We start from the raw sequence: 16,820 nt of genomic DNA on the forward strand, positions 1-16,820 counted from the left end.
TGTCCGCCGCGGTGTTTTCTTTGGCCAGTTGGTCGGATTGGTCGATGGCGCTGGTCAGCAAGGCCATCACTTCGTCGTTGCCCACATCGCCTTCTATGTAGGCATCGCCGATGCCGCGCGCCAGGATGAAGTTGATGCGGCCCTTCCGAACCTTTTTGTCGCGGGTCATATGCTCCATCAGGCGGGCCGCGTCCCAGTGCCGTGGAGAGAGGTCGGCAAAGCCGGTGGGCAGGCCGACGGCGGCCAGATGGCGGCGCAGCCGGTCCGCGTCCTCCGGCGGGCAGTGCCCGCGCTGCACCGAGAGATCGAAGGCCATCACCATGCCGACGGCGACGGCTTCGCCGTGGAGAAGCTCGCTGCCGTATCCGGTCTCGGCCTCCAGGGCATGGCCGAAGGTATGACCGAGGTTCAGGAGTGCGCGGCGGCCGCCTTCGCGCTCGTCGGCGGCGACCACCTCGGCCTTGCAGCGGCAGCTGCGCAGCACGGCGGTTTCGAGGGCTGCGCGGTTGCCTTCGATCAGGTCGGCGCCGTGCGATTCCAGCCAGGCAAAGAACCCGGCGTCCTGGATCAGCCCGTACTTCACCACCTCGGCATAGCCGGCCAGCATCTCGCGCCGCGGCAGGGTCGTCAGGATGGAGGTGTCCGCCAGCACCAGCCGCGGCTGGTAGAAGGCGCCGATCAGGTTCTTGCCGTGGCGGCTGTTGATACCGGTCTTGCCGCCCACCGAGCTGTCGACCTGGGCGAGCAGGCTGGTTGGGATCTGAACGAAGTCAAGGCCGCGCAGGGTGACCGCCGCGGCAAAGCCGGCCAGATCGCCGATGACACCGCCGCCCAGCGCAATCAACGTGGTGCTGCGCTCGACCTTCATCTCCAGCAGGCGGTCGAGCAGTGCGCCCAGCTGATCCCACGACTTGCTGGCATCGCCCGGCGGCAGGATGATGGCCTCATGCTGCAGGCCGGCATCGTCGAGCGCACGCCCCAGGCGCGCCAGATGCAGTTCCGCCAGGTGCCGGTCGGTGACGACGACGACGCGGGCGCTCTTCAGGAGCGGTTGCATGAGCCGACCCGCTTCGGCCAGCACCGTCGTGCCGACGAGGATATCGTAGCGGCGCTCGCCGAGTTCGACGGTCAGTCTCTGATGACCGCTCACAACGCGGCGCTCCGCCCCTTGTGCGCAGGCGAGCCGCCATCCTTGGAGCCGCCGCTCGCGCCGCCGCTGCCGTAGGCGCGCAGCCCCTCGATCACCCGGGCAAGGGTCGCTTCCGGCGGTCCGTCGACGGAATCGACCGTGATGTCCGCCTCGGCATAGACGGGGTAACGCTGCTCGATGAGGTCACTGAGAATCTGCCGCGGGTCACCGCGCTTCAGCAGGGGCCGGTTGTTGCGCCGCGCGGTCCGCCGCAGCAGCAGGTCCAGGTCGGCCCGCAGCCAGACCGAGGTGGCGCACTCGTGGATCAGCTTGCGGGTCTGCGGGTCCATGAAGGCACCGCCGCCGGTCGCCAGCACCATGGTCGGCTCATTCAGCAGGCGTGCGATGACGCGTCGCTCGCCGGCGCGGAACGCCTCTTCGCCATGCTCTGCGAAGATGTCCTCGATGGAGCAGCCGGCGGCCGCTTCGATCTCCTTGTCGGCGTCGACAAACGGCAGATCCAGCGCCGCGGCGAGATTGCGCCCGATACAGGACTTGCCGGCCCCCATCAGGCCGACGAAGACAATGGTCCGGGGCACCTCCAGCCCGTCGGCTGCCGGTGCGGCCTCTTTCGCGGTCGAGCCGTTTGATTCTGTACGAGCCACGCGTCTGCCAATCGTTCTTCGGGCCGGGCCATTTCGATGGCCCCAACCTCCTGCCTTCGCCGCTCCGGCGATCATTGCAAGGGGTGTAGACCCTAGGTAAACTGCCGCCTTCGCGCCAGATTCGGACCTTACCATAGAATCTTCGGGGCGGTGCAAGTAGTACGGTCGCAGCCCGCTTGAGCCTCTCTGTTACGCCGGGGTTTCGCTGCACAGCGGGGTTTCTTAACAGAGGCGTCGACAGCCTGGCGTTCCAAGCCGCAAGCAAGTGAATTGATGAAAAAGACCAGCCTCATCGCCCTGATCGTTCTCGCCGGGCTCATCGTTTCCGGCGGTTTCTTTCTTCTGACCTGGGACATTCCACCCCCTTCGGCACCGGTCGAGAAGGTCCTTCCCGATGAACGTTTCCCGCGCTGAGGACGGCGGCTGCCGTCGCGCTTTGCCATGGCAGCCTGTGCCGGCTTTCAGCCGCAAGCTGAGGACGCTCGCCGGGGCCGCCGGGCTGGCCATGCTGGCGGGGAGCCTGTCGGTGGTGCCGCTGGCGGCACAAGACCAGGCGGTCCAGGATCGGCCAGAGGGACCGATCAGCCTCTTTCCGCCTACGGTTGTCGCGCCTGATGCGCCGGAAGGACCGGAAGGGGCGGTGGGCCAGACGCAGCCGCCTGGTGGAACAACCGGCGGAGCTGCCGTGCCCGGCGCTGTGGAAGCGGCGCCGGAGACGCCCCGATACGAAGGCATCGAGGTTGATCGCCTGCAGGAACTGGATACCGAGTCCCTCGGTATCCTGGAGGCGGCCTCCGGCGGGCTGGGGCTCGATGCCTGGGCCGGGAGCGAACGCGCCTTTGTGGAGGCACTGATCCGGGCGCTGCCGGACGACCCGGCATCGCCGACGCTGCGGGCTCTGACCACCCGGCTGCTGCTGAGCAACGCCCGTGCGCCCGGGTCAGCAGGGAGTGGGCCGGGTGGCGGCGCGACAGCGGGTGCACCGACGCTGGCCGATGCCCTGGCCGGCAGCGTGCAAGGCGATGGCTTGCAGGGCGATCGCTTACAGGGCGGCTTTTTGCGGCTGCGTGCGGAACGGCTCTATGCCATGGGCGAACTGGCGGGCCTCAACCGGCTGCTCTCCATCGTCCCGCAGCGCGCCGAAGACTCCTGGCTGGCCCAGGCACGGGTCGACGGCCTGCTGCTGGCGGGACGGGATCAGGAAGCCTGCAGCCAGGTGCGCGGCGCCGTCACGCGGTTCCCGGGGCAGTCATACTGGGGCAAGGCCCTGGTCTTCTGTCAGCTTCTGGCCGAACAGCGTGACCAGGCCTTCCTGGCGCTCGATCTGCTGCGGGAGGAGGACCCTGACGGCGATCCGGTCTTCTACGCGCTCAGCAACCTGTTCATCGGCGGCACGGTGGCGCCCCCGGCGGCCGAAGACCTGACGCCGCTTACGTTTGCGATGCTCCGCCTGGGGGGCGGGACGCCGCCGGAAGGGCTGGCGGACGCAGTGGCCCCGCTGCTGCTCCACGGCATCGCGGCGCTGGAGACGGCAGCGCCCGCCGACAGGGCCGGCGCGGTGGAACGTCTGGTGCAGGCCGCGGTCCTGCCGGGCTCCGCCCTGGCGGAGGCCTACGACGCCGTGGCCGCCGAGGCTTCGGACCCGACCGATCCGCTGGTCCGTGCCGAGGCCTTGGGCGGCGTTCGCGGGCGGGCGCTTCTGGTGCATGCCGCCGGGCGCGAGACCCTGGCCCAGACCAAGGCCGAGTATCTGCAGGCTGCCCTGCAGGCCGCCGAGCGCGACGGCCGTGGTTTTGCCATGGCCCGGGCGGTGCAGCCTCAGTTGGAACAGTTGGCGCCGGCGGTGGAGCTTGCCTGGTTCGCCGGCACCGCGGCACGCAGCCTCTACCGCACCGGCGGCTTCGAGCGGTCCGGAGCCTGGGCCGCCGTGCTGCGCGCAGATGGCGCGAGGAACCCGGAGTCCCAGGCGGCCTTCGAGGCACTGGCGCCTCTCGCGCGCCTTGCCGGCGGAAGCGATCCGATCCGCTTTGGCGATGCCGCTGCGGCGTCCCGGTCCGGCGAGCGGCTGCTGACCGCCCTGCTGCTGTCGCGGGCGCTTGGCCAGGACGAGGCGCGTTGGCCCGGCATCACGCAAGGTGCAGACACGGCCGACCAACCACTGGAGCGGCTGGCCAGCCTGCTCGCCCTGGGCGACGCCGCAGCAGCAGGGCGCCCGGGTGAGGTTGTCTTGCTCACCAGCCGCGCGCTGGGCGCTGGACCGCCGGTCGAAAGCCATCCCCTGGCGCTCGCTTATGCCGTCTCCGCGCTGCGCTCCATCGGCCTCGGCGGCGATGCCCGGGCCCTGGCCCTGGAAGCCGCGCTCGACGCCGGTCTCTAGGCGCGCAATGCCGGCCCGGCGCCCGCCCCTGACCCCGCCCCTGACCTCGCCCCTGACGACGTCACAGCCGACCTCACAGCTCGAGCCTTTCCTGGAGATGCTGGCCGCAGAGCGCGGCGCGGCGGCCAATACCCTGGAGGCTTACCGCCGGGATCTCGAAAGCTTCGCAGCCTTTCTGCGCCCGCGCCGCCGGCAAGCGGAGACCGCGTCGGCCGATGACCTGCGAGCCTTTCTGTCGCAGCTGGCCAAGGCCGGGATGGCACCGCGCACCGCGGCGCGCCGGCTTTCGGCGCTGCGCCAGTTCTATCGCTTTCTGTTGAGCGAGGGGCTGCGGGGCGACGATCCGAGCGCGGCGATCGACTCGCCCCGCCAGGGCCGCAGCCTGCCCAAGGTGCTCAGCGAGACGGAGGTCGACGCTCTTCTGGCCGCCGCACAGGCCCGGCAGGATGCCGAGGGCCTGCGCCTGGCGGCGCTCGTGGAATTGCTCTATGCGACGGGGCTCAGGGTCTCCGAACTGGTCGGTCTGCGCCTCGCCGCCACCCGGCGCGACCAGCGCCTGCTCATCGTCCGCGGCAAAGGCAATAAAGAACGTATGGTTCCCCTGAGCGAGGCCGCCCGCCGCAGCCTCGCGGCATACCTGGGCGTTCGCGCCAGCTTTCTCCCCAAGGCGGGGAAGGGAGAAAAAGCGCGTCCCGCGGACTCGCCCTGGCTGTTTCCTTCCCGCGGCGCCAGCGGCCACATCACCCGGCACCGTGTCGGCCAGTTGCTGAAGGACCTTGCCCGTGAGGCCCGGGTGGATGCCGCCAAGGTCTCCCCGCATGTCATCCGCCATGCCTTCGCCAGTCACCTGCTGGACCACGGCGCCGACCTGCGCTCCCTGCAGAAGATGCTGGGCCACGCCGACATCTCGACGACCCAGATCTATACCCACGTGCTGAACGAGCGGCTGAAGTCGCTGGTTCAGACGCACCATCCCCTGGCCAAGGACAGATCCGGCTGACCAGGCAGGGCGCGGGTCGCCCGCCGCCGTTCTTCATCCGCCAATCCTCGTCCGCTGTTCGTCTACCGCTGCTCTTCCGCCGCGCGATTTGCACGAACGCGCGCGAGGTTCCGGTTGACAAGAGCAAGTGGTATGACCAGTTTGCCCAGCGTGCGCGATCGGCTGCCGCAGATTGGGTCCCGCCTTGTCTCCTGCGCGCCTGCCGACTGTTGAAGACCGCCCGGATTGACAGGGCCAGATCCACCAGGGGAACTTCCATGAGCTTTACCATTGTCGAGCAGGCGCCGGCGCGTCTGAACCGCAGCGAACTCGCCGTCCCGGGCAGCAATCCCAAGCTGTTCAAGAAGGCCGCCGAGTCGGAGGCCGACGTTGTCTTCCTGGATCTCGAGGACGCCGTGGCGCCGGACGACAAGGTTCAGGCGCGCAAGAACATCATCAAGGCCCTGAACGAGGTCGACTGGGGCAACAAAACCCTGTCGGTGCGCATCAACGGTCTCGACACGCACTATATGTACCGCGACGTTATCGACATCATCGAGCAGGGTGGCGAGCGCCTCGACCTCTTCATGATCCCGAAGGCGGGCACTGCTGCCGACATCTATGCCGTCGACATGCTGGTCAGCCAGGCCGAAGAGGCGGTCGGGCGCAAAAAGCGGATCGGCTTCGAGATGATCATCGAAACCGCACTGGGCATGGCCAATGTCGACGAGATCGCCAAGGCCTCGCCGCGCAACGAAAGCCTTCACTTCGGCGTGGCCGACTATGCCGCTTCGACCAAGGCGCGGACCACGGTCATCGGCGGCCCCAACGAACTCTATGGCGTCTTGACCGATCCCGATGAGGCGGGCGAGCGGCTCTACCACTGGGGCGACATGTGGCATTACGCCATCGCCCGAATGGTGGTTGCGGCGCGGGCTGCTGGGCTGCGGCCCATCGACGGGCCTTTCGGGGACTTCTCGGATCCCGAGGGTTTCCGTGCTCAGGCCAACCGGGCCGCGGTGCTGGGCTGCGAGGGCAAGTGGGCCATCCACCCCAGCCAGATCGCGCTGGCCAACGAGGTCAACAGCCCCTCCAAGGCCGAGGTCGACAAGGCCAAGCGCATCCTGAAGGCCATGCGTCAGGCTCAGAAGGAGGGCAAGGGCGCCGTTTCCCTCGACGGGCGTCTCATCGACATTGCCTCCATCAAGCAGGCCGAAGTGATGGTGAAGAAGGCCCGGCAGATCGCCAAAGGCTGAGGCTTGCGCGGGGGCGCCACAGCCCCGCAAGGGACCTGAGGTTCTGAAGCCGGCGTCCGGGTGGGCGCCGGCTTCTTCGATTCTGCGTCCGGCGCATCGGGCTTTATTTCCCCGGCCCGGGCGATTATTTAGGGGTGCAGGCGCCGCAAACGGGCCGGACTCGACCAAAAGGGCGCGGCTGGAAGGCCCGGAGCGAAAGCGTGCCAGCCGTTGGCCGCTGTGCTAGACAGGATCTCATGCACAACTTTCTCGACTTCGAAAAACCCATCGCAGAACTCGAAGGCAAGATCGAGGAACTGCGGCATCTCTCCGACGATGGCGAGATCAACATCGCCGAAGAAGTCGAGAAGCTTCAGGGCAAGGTCGACCGGCTGCTGCGCCAGACCTACGGCAAGCTCTCGGCCTGGCAGAAGACCCAGGTCGCCCGCCATCCCGACCGTCCCCATTTCGGCGACTACATCGCCGCGCTGGTGGAAGACTTCACGCCGCTGTCCGGCGACCGGCTGTTTGCCGAAGACAAGGCCATCGTCGGCGGGTTGGGGCGGTTCCGCGGCTATTCCGTCGTGGTCATCGGGCACGAGAAGGGCTCGGACATCAATTCGCGCGTCACCCACAATTTCGGCATGGCGCGCCCGGAGGGCTACCGCAAGGCCCAGCGCCTGATGCGCACGGCCGCGCGCTTCGGCCTGCCGGTCATCACCCTGGTCGACACCGCAGGCGCCTATCCCGGCGTCGGCGCCGAGGAGCGCGGCCAGGCCGAAGCCATTGCCCGCTCCATCGAAGTCTGCCTGGACGTCGAGGTCCCGCTGCTGTCGGTCATCATCGGCGAGGGCGGATCGGGCGGGGCGATTGCGCTGGCCGCCGCCAACCGTATCTTCATGCTGGAACACTCGATCTATTCGGTGATCTCGCCGGAAGGCTGCGCTTCGATCCTCTGGCGCTCCTCCGAGCAGGCCCAGGAGGCTGCCGAGGCTTTGCGCCTGACGGCCCAGGACCTGCATCGACTCGGCGTCATCGACGAGATCATTCCCGAGCCCCTGGGCGGCGCCCACCGCGGCGGTGAGAGCACCATCACCGCGGTCGGCGACAAGCTGGAAGAGGGCATCCGCGAGCTGCTGCGGCAAAGCGGACCGCACCTGAAGCAGCGCCGCCGCGAAAAGTTTCTGGAGATGGGCCAGAAGGGTCTCGGGTAGACTCTTTTCGCAACTCTTTGCCGTCCCTGGATCGATCCATGGGCCCCAGGCCGACCCGGCCCACCGCGCTTTCCCGCTCGCTCGTTCGCGCACTGCCGTTGCGGCCGCCCTTCGGCAGATCTGTCGTCGGCGGCAGCCCTGTCGTCGCAAGGGCCGCCCGATTCCGACCAAGCCCGATTCCGACCGCGCCCGCTTCCGACCAAGCCCGATTCCGACCAAGCCCGATTCCGACCAAGCCCGATTCCGACCCCTCCCGCTTCCAACTCCCCGGCAACTGCCTGGGGCGCTCCCGCGCGCGCCGGGCTGCCAACCTAGGCAATTCGACTAGGAAATGCTTCAGGGCGCGCGCAGAGGAGCCCACCCCTACAAATTGCCCCAGAAGGAGGCTTGTAACCTCAGGGCGTTGGGGCTCTATTATGGCTGTAACACCGGCGTGCAGGCGCCGGCTCACCGTCAAGGCGGCTGATTTCGGGGGGAATCTGCCGGCCTGGTGGGGAAGGCACACAACAACAAGAATGGGAGAGCGATTTCATGCTTCTGAAACACTTCAAACGCGCCTCATTGAGCATCGGCATTGCCCTTGCTCTGGCCGGGACGGCGTCCGCCGAGACGGTTTTGCGCGTCGGCAACATGGGCGAGCCCGCGACCCTGGATCCCCATCATGTGGCCGGCGTATGGGAAAACCGGATCATCGGCGACATGTTCCTGGGACTCACCACCGAAGGGCCTGACGGCAGCGTCGTGCCCGGCGCCGCGGAGAGTTGGACTGTCAGCGATGACGGCCTGACCTACACCTTCAAGCTGCGGGACCACAGCTGGTCCGACGGCACGCCGGTCACCGCCGACGACTTCGTCTTTGCCCTGCGCCGCATCCTTTCGCCGGAGCTGGCTGCCAAGTACGCCTCGCTGCTCTATCCCATCAAGAACGCCGAAGAGATCAACAACGGCAGCATTGCCGACACGTCGCTGCTGGGCGCCCGGGCGGTCGATGCAAAGACGCTGGAAGTTACCCTGGTGGCGCCGACGCCCTATTTCATCGAACAGCTCACCCACTACACCGCCTTTCCGGTGCCCAAGCACCTGGTCGAGGCGCACGGCGACGACTGGATCAAGAAAGACAACATCGCCAGCAACGGCCCTTATGTTCTGGATGAGTGGGTGCCCAACACCCATGTGCGGCTGGTCAAGAACATCGACTTCTACGACGCGGCCAACGTTTCCATTGAGACAGTGGAGTTCTTCCCCTCGGAAGACCGTGGTGCGGTGCAGAAGCGCTTCCGCGCTGGGGAGATCGATATCGCCAAGGATTTCGCCTCCGAACAGTTCGACTTCCTGAAGAAGAACATGCCGGACGAGATCCAGGTCGCGCCTAAGCTGGGCATCTACTACTATCCCATCAATTCCAACAAGCCGCCCTTCGACGACAAGCGCGTGCGCCAGGCCCTTTCCATGGCCATAGACCGCGAAGCGATCACCGATAAGATCCTGAAGACGGGCGAGGTCCCGGCTTACAGCTTCGTGCCGCCGGGCACCGGCAACTATGGCGACCCGGCTTTCGTCAGTTGGATGGATGTGCCGTACAAGGAGCGCGTCGAGACGGCCAAGGCTCTGATGGCCGAAGCTGGCTTTGGCCCTGACAACCCCCTGAAGTTCACGCTGTCGTACAACACCAGTGAGAACCACAAGCGCATCGCCATTGCCGTGGCTGCGATGTGGAAGCAGCTGGGCGTGCAGGCCGAACTCTTCAACCAGGAAGTGACGCCGCACTACAACAAGCTGGAACAGAACGACTTCGACGTCGCGCGTGCCGGCTGGATCGCCGACTACAACGACGCGCAGAACTTCCTCTATCTCTTGGAGACGCGGACCGGACGCCAGAACTACGGGCGCTATTCGAGCCCCGAGTTCGACGACTACATGGCCAGGGCTTCCAACACCACCGACATGGACAAGCGGGCACAGTATCTGCGCTCGGCGGAAGCCATTGCGATGGAAGACCAGCCGGTCATTCCGATCTACTACTACGTGTCCAAGAATTTGGTTTCCAACGACGTGGCCGGTTGGGAACCGAATGTGAAAGACGTTCAGCGAACCCGCTATCTGTCGATCAAACCCTGATCGCCGGGGCCCTCCGTCCTGACCGGGCGGAGGGCCCTTTCGCCGCACGCTGACGGATCGGCGGGCCGCTTCGACGGCCGCGTGTCCTCTTTGCTGCGGTGACGACAGGGATCAGGGGAGCTGGTTCCATGTTCGCCTATGCGATTCGCCGCCTCTTGGTGGCCGTACCCACACTCTTCGTCATCATCACGCTGGCGTTCTTTCTGATGCGCCTGGCCCCCGGCGGACCCTTCGATTCCGACCGGGTGCTGCCGCCGGCCATCGAGAAGAACGTGCTGGCGCACTACAACCTCGATCTGCCGCTCTGGCAGCAGTACTTCAAATACCTCGGCGGGCTGGTCCAGGGCGACTTCGGACCCTCCTTCCGGGTGCGCGACTTCTCGGTGGCCGAACTCATCATGTCGGGCTTTCCGGCCAGCCTGCAGATCGGCGGCACCGCCATCCTGCTGGCGGTGATCATCGGGGTCTCGCTGGGGGCTTTCGCCGCGCTGCGCCAGAACACGCTCACCGACTACTCGGTCATGGGGGCGGCGATGGTGGGGATCGCCATTCCCAACTTCGTCATGGCGCCGCTTCTGACCCTGGTCCTCGGCGTCTACCTGTCCTGGCTGCCGGTCGCCGGCTGGGGCGGCGGCGCGCTGGCCAACAAGGTGCTGCCGATCGTGGCTCTGGCGCTGCCGCAGATCGCCTACATCTCGCGCCTGACCCGCGGTTCCATGGTCGAAGTGCTGAACGCCAACTTCGTGCGCACCGCCCGCGCCAAGGGCCTGCGCGAACAGCTTGTGGTGGTGCGCCACGCGCTGAAGGGCGCGCTGCTGCCCGTCGTTTCCTACCTCGGGCCGGCGACCGCGGCGGTCATCACCGGCTCCGTGGTGATCGAGACCATCTTCGATATTCCCGGCATCGGCCGCTACTTCATCCAAGGCGCCCTCAGCCGTGACTACACCCTGGTGATGGGCGTGATGATCTTCTACGCCGTGCTCATCATGGTGCTCAATCTGGTCGTCGACCTGCTCTACGCGGTGCTCGATCCCAAGGTGAGGTATACGTGATGATCCATACCACCGCCTCCGCCGATGCCATGGCCGGCATGGAAGAACTGGAAGGCCGCTCCCTCTGGCAGGACGCGCGCATCCGTCTCTTCCGCAACAAGGCCGCCGTGGTCTCCATGGTCGTGCTGGGCATCATCGCCGTCATGGCGATCCTGGCGCCCTATCTCAGCCCGCATCCCTATGACGAGGTCTACTGGGAGCGCATTCAGGTCGGGCCCGACTTCGAGAACGCCCATTGGTTCGGCACCGACGGCAACGGCCGCGACCTCTTCGTGCGCACGCTCTACGGCGCACGGGTCTCGCTGATGGTGGGCATCCTCGCCACCACCGTCAGCCTCGTCATCGGCGTCACCTACGGCGCCGTTGCCGGCTATGTCGGCGGGCGCGTCGACAACCTGATGATGCGCTTCGTCGACGTGATGTACTCGCTGCCCTTCATGTTCTTCGTCATCCTGCTGATGGTGATCTTCGGGCGGAACATCTTTCTGATCTTCATCGCCCTGGGTGCGGTGGAGTGGCTGACCATGGCGCGCATCGTGCGCGGCCAGACGCTCTCGGTGAAGCGCAAGGAGTTCATCGAGGCGGCCCACGCCAGCGGCGTCTCCAACGTCAAGATCATCTTCCGCCACATCATTCCCAACGTCCTGGGGCCGGTCATCGTCTACATGACCCTCACCATTCCCCAGGTGATCCTGACGGAAAGCTTCATCTCCTTCCTTGGGCTGGGCGTGCAGGAGCCGCTGACCTCCTGGGGCGTGCTCATCTCCGAGGGCGCGCGCGTGATGGAGCAGTCGCCCTGGATGCTGATGTTCCCGGCGGCGTTCCTGGCGGTGACGCTCTTTGCCTTCAACTTTATCGGCGACGGTCTGCGCGATGCGCTCGACCCGAAGGATCGGTGACCATGGATGCGGCAAGCAACGGCGTGGGCGCCAAGGTCCTGGAGGTCACCGGCCTCGACACCCGCTTCTCCACCCCCGACGGGGAGGTGCATGCGGTGAACTCGGTGAGCTTCGACATCGCCGAGGGCGAAAGCGTCGGCGTGGTCGGCGAGTCCGGCTCCGGCAAGACCCAGATCTTTCTGTCGATCATGGGGCTGCTCGCCAAGAACGGCCGCGCCGACGGATCGGTGCGCTATCGCGGCCAGGAAATCCTCGGGCTGGGGGCCAAAGACCTGAACAAGATCCGCGGCGTCACCATGTCGATGATCTTCCAGGACCCCATGACGTCGCTGAACCCTTTTCTCCGCATCTCCAAACAGATGAACGAGGTGCTGGTGGAGCACAAGGGCATGAACGAGGATCAGGCGCGGGCCCGCGGCATCGAGCTGCTGGACCGGGTCGGGATTCCCGGTGCCAAGGCGCGCTACGACCTCTATCCGCATGAGTTCTCCGGCGGGATGCGCCAGCGGGTGATGATCGCCATGGCCCTGCTTTGCGAGCCGGACCTGCTGATCGCCGACGAACCGACGACAGCGCTGGACGTCACCATCCAGGCGCAGATCCTGGATCTCATGGCGGACCTGAAGCGCGACTTCCGCACCGCCATCATCATGATCACCCACGACCTGGGTGTGGTCGCGGGGCTCTGCGACCGGGTGATGGTGATGTATGCCGGTCGGGTGGTGGAAAAGGGTGCCGTGCGCGACATCTACTACCGCCCGCAGCATCCCTATTCCCTCGGTCTGCTCAGTTCCATGCCGCGTCTCGATCAGGCCGGCGCCAGCGAACTCAACACCATCCCCGGGCAGCCGCCGAACCTTCAGGACCTGCCGGAGGGCTGCGCCTATCAGGACCGCTGTCCCTATGTCTTCGACGCCTGCCGCTCCGTCGAGCCCGACCTGCATGTCATCGAGCCGGGGCGCGAAAAGGCCTGCCATCTGACCGCGATACCGAAGGAGGCGGAGGCCGCGCCGGTCGCAGCCTCCCCGGACACCGAGGAGGCGCGGCCATGAGCACGCCGATCCTTTCCGTGCGCGACCTCAAGGTGCACTTCGACATCCGGGTCGGCGGCATCCTGGCGGGGCGCTACCAGCCGTTGAAGGCGGTCGACGGGGTCAGTTTCGAGCTGAAGCCCGGCGAGACCCTGGGCATCGTCGGCGAATCCGGCTGCGGCAAGTCGACCCTGGGGCGTGCGGTGCTGCAGCTGATTCCCTCGACCGCGGGCAAGGTGGTCTGGCTGGGCGAGGAACTGGGCCACCTGGGCGCCGAAGCGCTGCGCGCCAAGCGCCAGGAGATGCAGATCATCTTCCAGGACCCGCTGGCCAGTCTCAACCCGCGCATGACGGTGGGCGAGATCATCGGCGAACCCCTGCGCACCTTCGCGCCCGGCATCGGCAAGGCGGCAATGAAGGCCAGGGTTAAGGACATGATGGCCAAGGTCGGGCTGCTGCCGCAGATGATCAACCGCTACCCGCACGAGTTCTCCGGCGGCCAGTGCCAGCGCATCGGCATCGCCCGCGCCATGGTGCTGGGGCCCAAGCTGATCATCTGCGACGAACCGGTCTCCGCCCTCGACGTCTCGATCCAGGCACAGATCATCAATCTCCTGATGCGCCTGCAGCAGGAGTTCGGGCTCTCCCTGCTGTTCATCAGCCACGACCTCTCGGTGGTGCGCCATATCTCTCACCGCATCATGGTGCTCTATCTGGGCAAGGTGATGGAGATCGCCGACCGGGCCTCGATCTACGCCGCGCCGCGCCACCCCTATACCCGGGCGCTGATCTCGGCGGTGCCGATCCCCGATCCGGACAAGGAGCGCAACAAGCACCGCATGGTGCTGCATGGCGATCTGCCGTCGCCCATGGCGCCGCCGTCGGGCTGCGTGTTCCGCACCCGCTGCCCCAAGGCGACGGAGCTCTGCGCCAGGACGGAGCCGATGCTGGAAGACGACGGCACCGGCGACGGCCATCTGATCGCCTGCCACCACTGGCGGGAGTAGGCGCCGGAGATCTGCGCCTCCGGCAGGCCGCGTCAGGTCAGGGTGTCGACGATCATGATGATGCCGAGCAGGAAGACGCCCGCCGAGGCGACGATCACGGCGGCGGCGGACATGTCCTTGATGGCCTTGATGCGCGGGTGACGCCGACCATCGACATGGTCGATCACCCGCTCGATGGCGCTGTTCACGAGCTCGAGCGCAAGCAGCAGTGCGGAGCACAGCAGGCCCAACGCCCACCACACCGCCGTCGGGTTCAACACCAGGAGGGTGGTGAGCATCGCGAGCGCACCCAGAACGTGGTTGCGGAAGCCCGGCTCCTCGCGCCAGGCTGCCCGCAGGCCATGCAGGGCAACGGTCAGGCGGGTGAGTCTGATCGCGGGCGCTTCCGGAACCGGCAGACCGAGGTCCTCGGCGTGTTCACGCGTTTGTTGGTCTCGTTCGGGATCCATGCCTGATACTGGTTGTGGATAAGAAAACTGAGGTTGCGGCAACGACCGCCTGCAGAGGTTTGATTGCGGACTTGTTAAATAGGTAACGCGCCCCGTGATGGAAGACGGTCGACACAGGCCCCGGGGGCCTTTGGTTGCAACGTTGCCGAATTGTGACACTGTGCGATTGCGTCCTGCGCCGCCCTCCCCATGCGGGCTCTCCGCGGCGTGATGTCGAGGCTGAGCCTAGTCGCGCTGTTTGTCGGGCTCTCCCTGGCTGTCGGACTGATCGCCTGGCAGGGCTTCGGAGACGTTGCTAAAGCCTTGAATCAGGCGGGTTTTCACCTGCTTTGGCTGGGCCCGGCCTTTGCCCTGCCGCTGGTTCTCTCGGCTTTCGCCTGGGCGGCAATCTTTCCCGCGGGAACCCGCCCTCCGCTGTCGCGGCTGGTTCTGGCGTCCTGGATCGGGATGTCGATCAATTGGCTGTTACCGGTGGCGCAAATCGGCGGCGAGATCGCAAAGGGGGCCTGGCTTGCGCGCCGCGCGGGGCCGGCGGCGACCATGGTGGCGGCCACCGTGGTCGACAAGGTGCTGCAGACCGCCGGCCAGGCGCTGGTGGCGCTGGTCGGTGTCGGTCTCGCCCTGGCCTTGGCGGGCGACAACGGCCTGGTTCCCTTTGCGTTGGTCTTTTCGCTGGCCATGCTGGCGGTTCTGGCAGGCTTCGTTTATGCCCAGCGCCAGGGTCTGCTGCAGCGTCTGGCGGGAGCGGCGGAGCGCGCCTTTTTGAAACGGGCTCTTGCGCGGTCCCGGGGCGGGACTCCCACGGTCGGGCCTGCGGCCGCTGGTGCCGGCCTCGCTCAAAGAATCGCCGGCCGGACCGTCGAGGTCGGCGACGCCGTCACGCAGATCTGCAGCCTGCCGGGGCCGATGGCCGTCTATCTTGCGCTGCGGCTCGCCTCACGCCTGGTGATCGCGGCGGAGATCTGGCTGGCTCTCGCGCTGCTGGGCCATCCGGTCACGGTTCCGGAAGCGCTGATGATCGAATGCCTGGCGCAAACCCTGCGCTCCGCCGCCTTCGCCCTGCCCGGCGCCTACGGGGTCCAGGAAGGCGGCTTCATCCTGCTGGGCGCCCTGGTCGGGGTGCCGGCGGAGCTGGCGCTGGCCGTTTCCCTGGCCAAACGCCTGCGCGAGTTCCTGGTCGGCCTGCCGGGGCTTGCGTTCTATCAGGTCAGCGAGGGGCGCCTGCGCGCGCCGACTTGAACGCCGCTGTTTTGACCGCTCCCGCTTGACCGGCCGGCGGCCCGCCCACACACTCCTTCGCGGGCCAGCCCGGGGCGGCAAAGCGAGGTGCGGTGCAATGACCAGGTTGACGGCAGAACAGGACGCAATACGCACGAGGGCGCGCCAACTGGCAGAGGCGGTGATCGCCCCGCGCGCCGCGGAGGTCGACCGCCAGGAGGCCTATCCCTGGGACAACTGCCGGGCCCTGCGGGAAGCGGGCTTTTTCGGCATGACCATTCCGCGGGACTACGGCGGCCCCGGCCTCGGCTATCTGGAGGCGACCCTGGTGATCGAGGAGATGGCCAAGGTCTGCGGTGTCACCGGCCGCATCGCCGTGGAGGCCAACATGGGCGCCATCGGTGCGATCATGGCCTACGGCAGCCCGGCCCAGTGCCGCCTGGCCGCCGAGCAGGTGCTGAAGGGCGACAAACCGGCCATCTGCATCACCGAACCCGACGCCGGCTCCGCAGCGACCGAGATGACCACCCGCGCCGACAGGAAGGGCGACCGCTACGTCCTGAACGGCGGCAAGCACTGGATCACCGGCGGTGGCGTCTCGCGCCTGCACCTGATCTTCGCGCGGGTCTTCGAGGACGGTGTGGAGCAGGGGATCGGCGGCTTCATCGTCGTCCGCGACCCGGAAAGCGGGGCGCCCCGGGGCCTGACCGTCGGCCGGCGCGAACCCACCATGGGCCTGCGCGGCATTCCGGAAACGGAGATCCTCTTTCAGGACCTGGAAGTCTCCGAAGACATGCTGCTGCGCCCCGAAGAGGGGCTGCGCCGCGGCTTCGGCGCGCTGATGGCGGCCTACAATGCCCAGCGTGTCGGCGCGGCCACGGTCGCCCTCGGCATCGCCCAGGGCGCCTACGAGCAGGCCCTGGCCTATACCCAGAAGCGCGAGCAGTTCGGCCGCCCGATCTGCGAGTTCCAGGGCCTGCAGTGGATGCTGGCGGACATGGCGACCCAGCTGTCCGCCGCCCGCGCGCTGATCCGCCAGGCAGCCGACGGCAGCGGCTTTCCCGATGCGCTGGAAGCCGCCCAGGCCAAGGTCTTCGCCTCGGAGATGGCGATCAAGGTGACAAACGACGCGCTGCAGCTCTTCGGGGCCGCCGGCTATTCGCGCAGCAATCCGCTGGAGCGCATGGTGCGGGATGCCCGCATGTTCACCATCGGCGGCGGCACCGCGCAGATCCTGCGCACCATGATCGCCGGGCGCCTGCTCGAACGCAAACTGCCGCAGACCCGCGACGGCTACCTGAATCTGGCAAGGGCGGGGGAGTAGGGCCACTCATCCTTCGAGACGGCCCTGTCGGGCCTCCTCAGGATGAGGAGACTTAGCAGCGCGCTTGCAGAACCTCATGCTGAGGAGCCGCGCAGGCGGCGTCTCGAAGGATGACCTGCGCCT

The 16,820-nt window shown here is 67.0% G+C and carries 14 protein-coding genes and 1 pseudogene; 12 read left to right on the forward strand and 3 right to left on the reverse strand.

The window, feature by feature from the left end:
• Positions 1-43 precede the first annotated feature (43 nt).
• Positions 44-1,150, reverse strand: a pseudogene (gene aroB / locus ACO06P_RS17220) (3-dehydroquinate synthase); the annotation flags it as partial.
• Complete coding sequence (locus ACO06P_RS17225; protein WP_421938205.1) at positions 1,147-1,698, reverse strand: shikimate kinase; 552 nt, start codon at positions 1,696-1,698, stop codon at positions 1,147-1,149. The gene ACO06P_RS17225 and the pseudogene aroB, both read right to left, overlap by 4 nt.
• A 369-nt stretch (positions 1,699-2,067) precedes the next feature.
• Between ACO06P_RS17225 and ACO06P_RS17230 the strand changes: the two genes are divergently transcribed.
• From ACO06P_RS17230 to ACO06P_RS17275, 10 genes are all read left to right on the forward strand, one after another.
• The gene (locus ACO06P_RS17230; RefSeq protein WP_299398598.1) at positions 2,068-2,208 is read left to right on the forward strand and encodes a hypothetical protein; all 141 of its coding nucleotides are present in this window, start codon (positions 2,068-2,070) and stop codon (positions 2,206-2,208) included.
• On the forward strand, positions 2,189-4,171 hold the full coding sequence (locus ACO06P_RS17235) for a hypothetical protein (RefSeq protein WP_420346457.1): 1,983 nt from the start codon (positions 2,189-2,191) through the stop codon (positions 4,169-4,171). The genes ACO06P_RS17230 and ACO06P_RS17235 overlap by 20 nt, the downstream gene beginning before the upstream one ends.
• A gap of 7 nt (positions 4,172-4,178) precedes the next feature.
• A complete protein-coding gene (gene xerD, locus ACO06P_RS17240; RefSeq protein WP_420346458.1) occupies positions 4,179-5,171 on the forward strand; it encodes a site-specific tyrosine recombinase XerD in 993 nt (330 codons plus the stop codon).
• A gap of 257 nt (positions 5,172-5,428) precedes the next feature.
• Positions 5,429-6,406: an HpcH/HpaI aldolase/citrate lyase family protein gene (locus ACO06P_RS17245; protein ID WP_420346459.1), complete on the forward strand. Its 978-nt coding sequence runs from the start codon at positions 5,429-5,431 to the stop codon at positions 6,404-6,406.
• 236 nt (positions 6,407-6,642) lie between these two features.
• Entirely contained in the window at positions 6,643-7,599 is a 957-nt protein-coding gene (locus tag ACO06P_RS17250; protein WP_420346460.1) for an acetyl-CoA carboxylase carboxyltransferase subunit alpha, read from the forward strand.
• Positions 7,600-8,130: 531 nt separating this feature from the next.
• Positions 8,131-9,717 carry a peptide ABC transporter substrate-binding protein gene (locus ACO06P_RS17255; RefSeq protein ID WP_420346461.1) on the forward strand — a complete coding sequence of 529 codons (1,587 nt, stop codon included), beginning with the start codon at positions 8,131-8,133 and terminating at the stop codon, positions 9,715-9,717.
• A gap of 128 nt (positions 9,718-9,845) precedes the next feature.
• Entirely contained in the window at positions 9,846-10,769 is a 924-nt protein-coding gene (gene oppB, locus ACO06P_RS17260) for an oligopeptide ABC transporter permease OppB (RefSeq protein ID WP_420346462.1), read from the forward strand.
• Positions 10,769-11,668: an ABC transporter permease subunit gene (locus ACO06P_RS17265; protein ID WP_420346463.1), complete on the forward strand. Its 900-nt coding sequence runs from the start codon at positions 10,769-10,771 to the stop codon at positions 11,666-11,668. Before oppB ends, ACO06P_RS17265 begins: the two co-directional genes overlap by 1 nt.
• A gap of 2 nt (positions 11,669-11,670) precedes the next feature.
• On the forward strand, positions 11,671-12,720 hold the full coding sequence (locus tag ACO06P_RS17270; protein WP_420346464.1) for an ABC transporter ATP-binding protein: 1,050 nt from the start codon (positions 11,671-11,673) through the stop codon (positions 12,718-12,720).
• Entirely contained in the window at positions 12,717-13,706 is a 990-nt protein-coding gene (locus ACO06P_RS17275; RefSeq protein ID WP_420346465.1) for an ABC transporter ATP-binding protein, read from the forward strand. Before ACO06P_RS17270 ends, ACO06P_RS17275 begins: the two co-directional genes overlap by 4 nt.
• Positions 13,707-13,738: 32 nt before the next feature.
• Here ACO06P_RS17275 and ACO06P_RS17280 read toward each other — a convergent pair whose 3' ends face one another.
• The gene (locus tag ACO06P_RS17280; protein ID WP_420346466.1) at positions 13,739-14,155 is read right to left on the reverse strand and encodes a diacylglycerol kinase; all 417 of its coding nucleotides are present in this window, start codon (positions 14,153-14,155) and stop codon (positions 13,739-13,741) included.
• A gap of 210 nt (positions 14,156-14,365) precedes the next feature.
• Between ACO06P_RS17280 and ACO06P_RS17285 the strand changes: the two genes are divergently transcribed.
• Positions 14,366-15,394, forward strand: coding sequence for a flippase-like domain-containing protein (locus ACO06P_RS17285; protein ID WP_420346467.1), 1,029 nt, complete (start codon positions 14,366-14,368; stop codon positions 15,392-15,394).
• A 97-nt stretch (positions 15,395-15,491) separates the two neighbouring features.
• Positions 15,492-16,697 (forward strand): 3-sulfinopropanoyl-CoA desulfinase, encoded by a 1,206-nt coding sequence (acdA, locus tag ACO06P_RS17290; RefSeq protein WP_420346468.1) that lies wholly within the window; start codon positions 15,492-15,494, stop codon positions 16,695-16,697.
• Positions 16,698-16,820 lie beyond the last annotated feature (123 nt).

Source organism: Pelagibius sp. (assembly GCF_965227505.1).
Taxonomy (GTDB): domain Bacteria; phylum Pseudomonadota; class Alphaproteobacteria; order Kiloniellales; family Kiloniellaceae; genus Pelagibius.

Excerpts from the sequence above, each read along its gene's own strand:
- ACO06P_RS17250 (WP_420346460.1), top strand. The coding sequence starts at position 6,643 with ATGCACAACTTTCTCGACTTCGAAAAACCCATCGCAGAACTCGAAGGC.
- ACO06P_RS17255 (WP_420346461.1), top strand. The coding sequence starts at position 8,131 with ATGCTTCTGAAACACTTCAAACGCGCCTCATTGAGCATCGGCATTGCC.
- xerD (WP_420346458.1), top strand. The coding sequence starts at position 4,179 with ATGCCGGCCCGGCGCCCGCCCCTGACCCCGCCCCTGACCTCGCCCCTG.
- ACO06P_RS17275 (WP_420346465.1), top strand. The coding sequence starts at position 12,717 with ATGAGCACGCCGATCCTTTCCGTGCGCGACCTCAAGGTGCACTTCGAC.
- ACO06P_RS17225 (WP_421938205.1), bottom strand. The coding sequence starts at position 1,698 with ATGGGGGCCGGCAAGTCCTGTATCGGGCGCAATCTCGCCGCGGCGCTG.
- acdA (WP_420346468.1), top strand. The coding sequence starts at position 15,492 with ATGACCAGGTTGACGGCAGAACAGGACGCAATACGCACGAGGGCGCGC.
- ACO06P_RS17265 (WP_420346463.1), top strand. The coding sequence starts at position 10,769 with ATGATCCATACCACCGCCTCCGCCGATGCCATGGCCGGCATGGAAGAA.
- ACO06P_RS17235 (WP_420346457.1), top strand. The coding sequence starts at position 2,189 with ATGAACGTTTCCCGCGCTGAGGACGGCGGCTGCCGTCGCGCTTTGCCA.
- ACO06P_RS17280 (WP_420346466.1), bottom strand. The coding sequence starts at position 14,155 with ATGGATCCCGAACGAGACCAACAAACGCGTGAACACGCCGAGGACCTC.
- ACO06P_RS17230 (WP_299398598.1), top strand. The coding sequence starts at position 2,068 with ATGAAAAAGACCAGCCTCATCGCCCTGATCGTTCTCGCCGGGCTCATC.
- ACO06P_RS17270 (WP_420346464.1), top strand. The coding sequence starts at position 11,671 with ATGGATGCGGCAAGCAACGGCGTGGGCGCCAAGGTCCTGGAGGTCACC.
- oppB (WP_420346462.1), top strand. The coding sequence starts at position 9,846 with ATGTTCGCCTATGCGATTCGCCGCCTCTTGGTGGCCGTACCCACACTC.
- ACO06P_RS17245 (WP_420346459.1), top strand. The coding sequence starts at position 5,429 with ATGAGCTTTACCATTGTCGAGCAGGCGCCGGCGCGTCTGAACCGCAGC.
- ACO06P_RS17285 (WP_420346467.1), top strand. The coding sequence starts at position 14,366 with ATGTCGAGGCTGAGCCTAGTCGCGCTGTTTGTCGGGCTCTCCCTGGCT.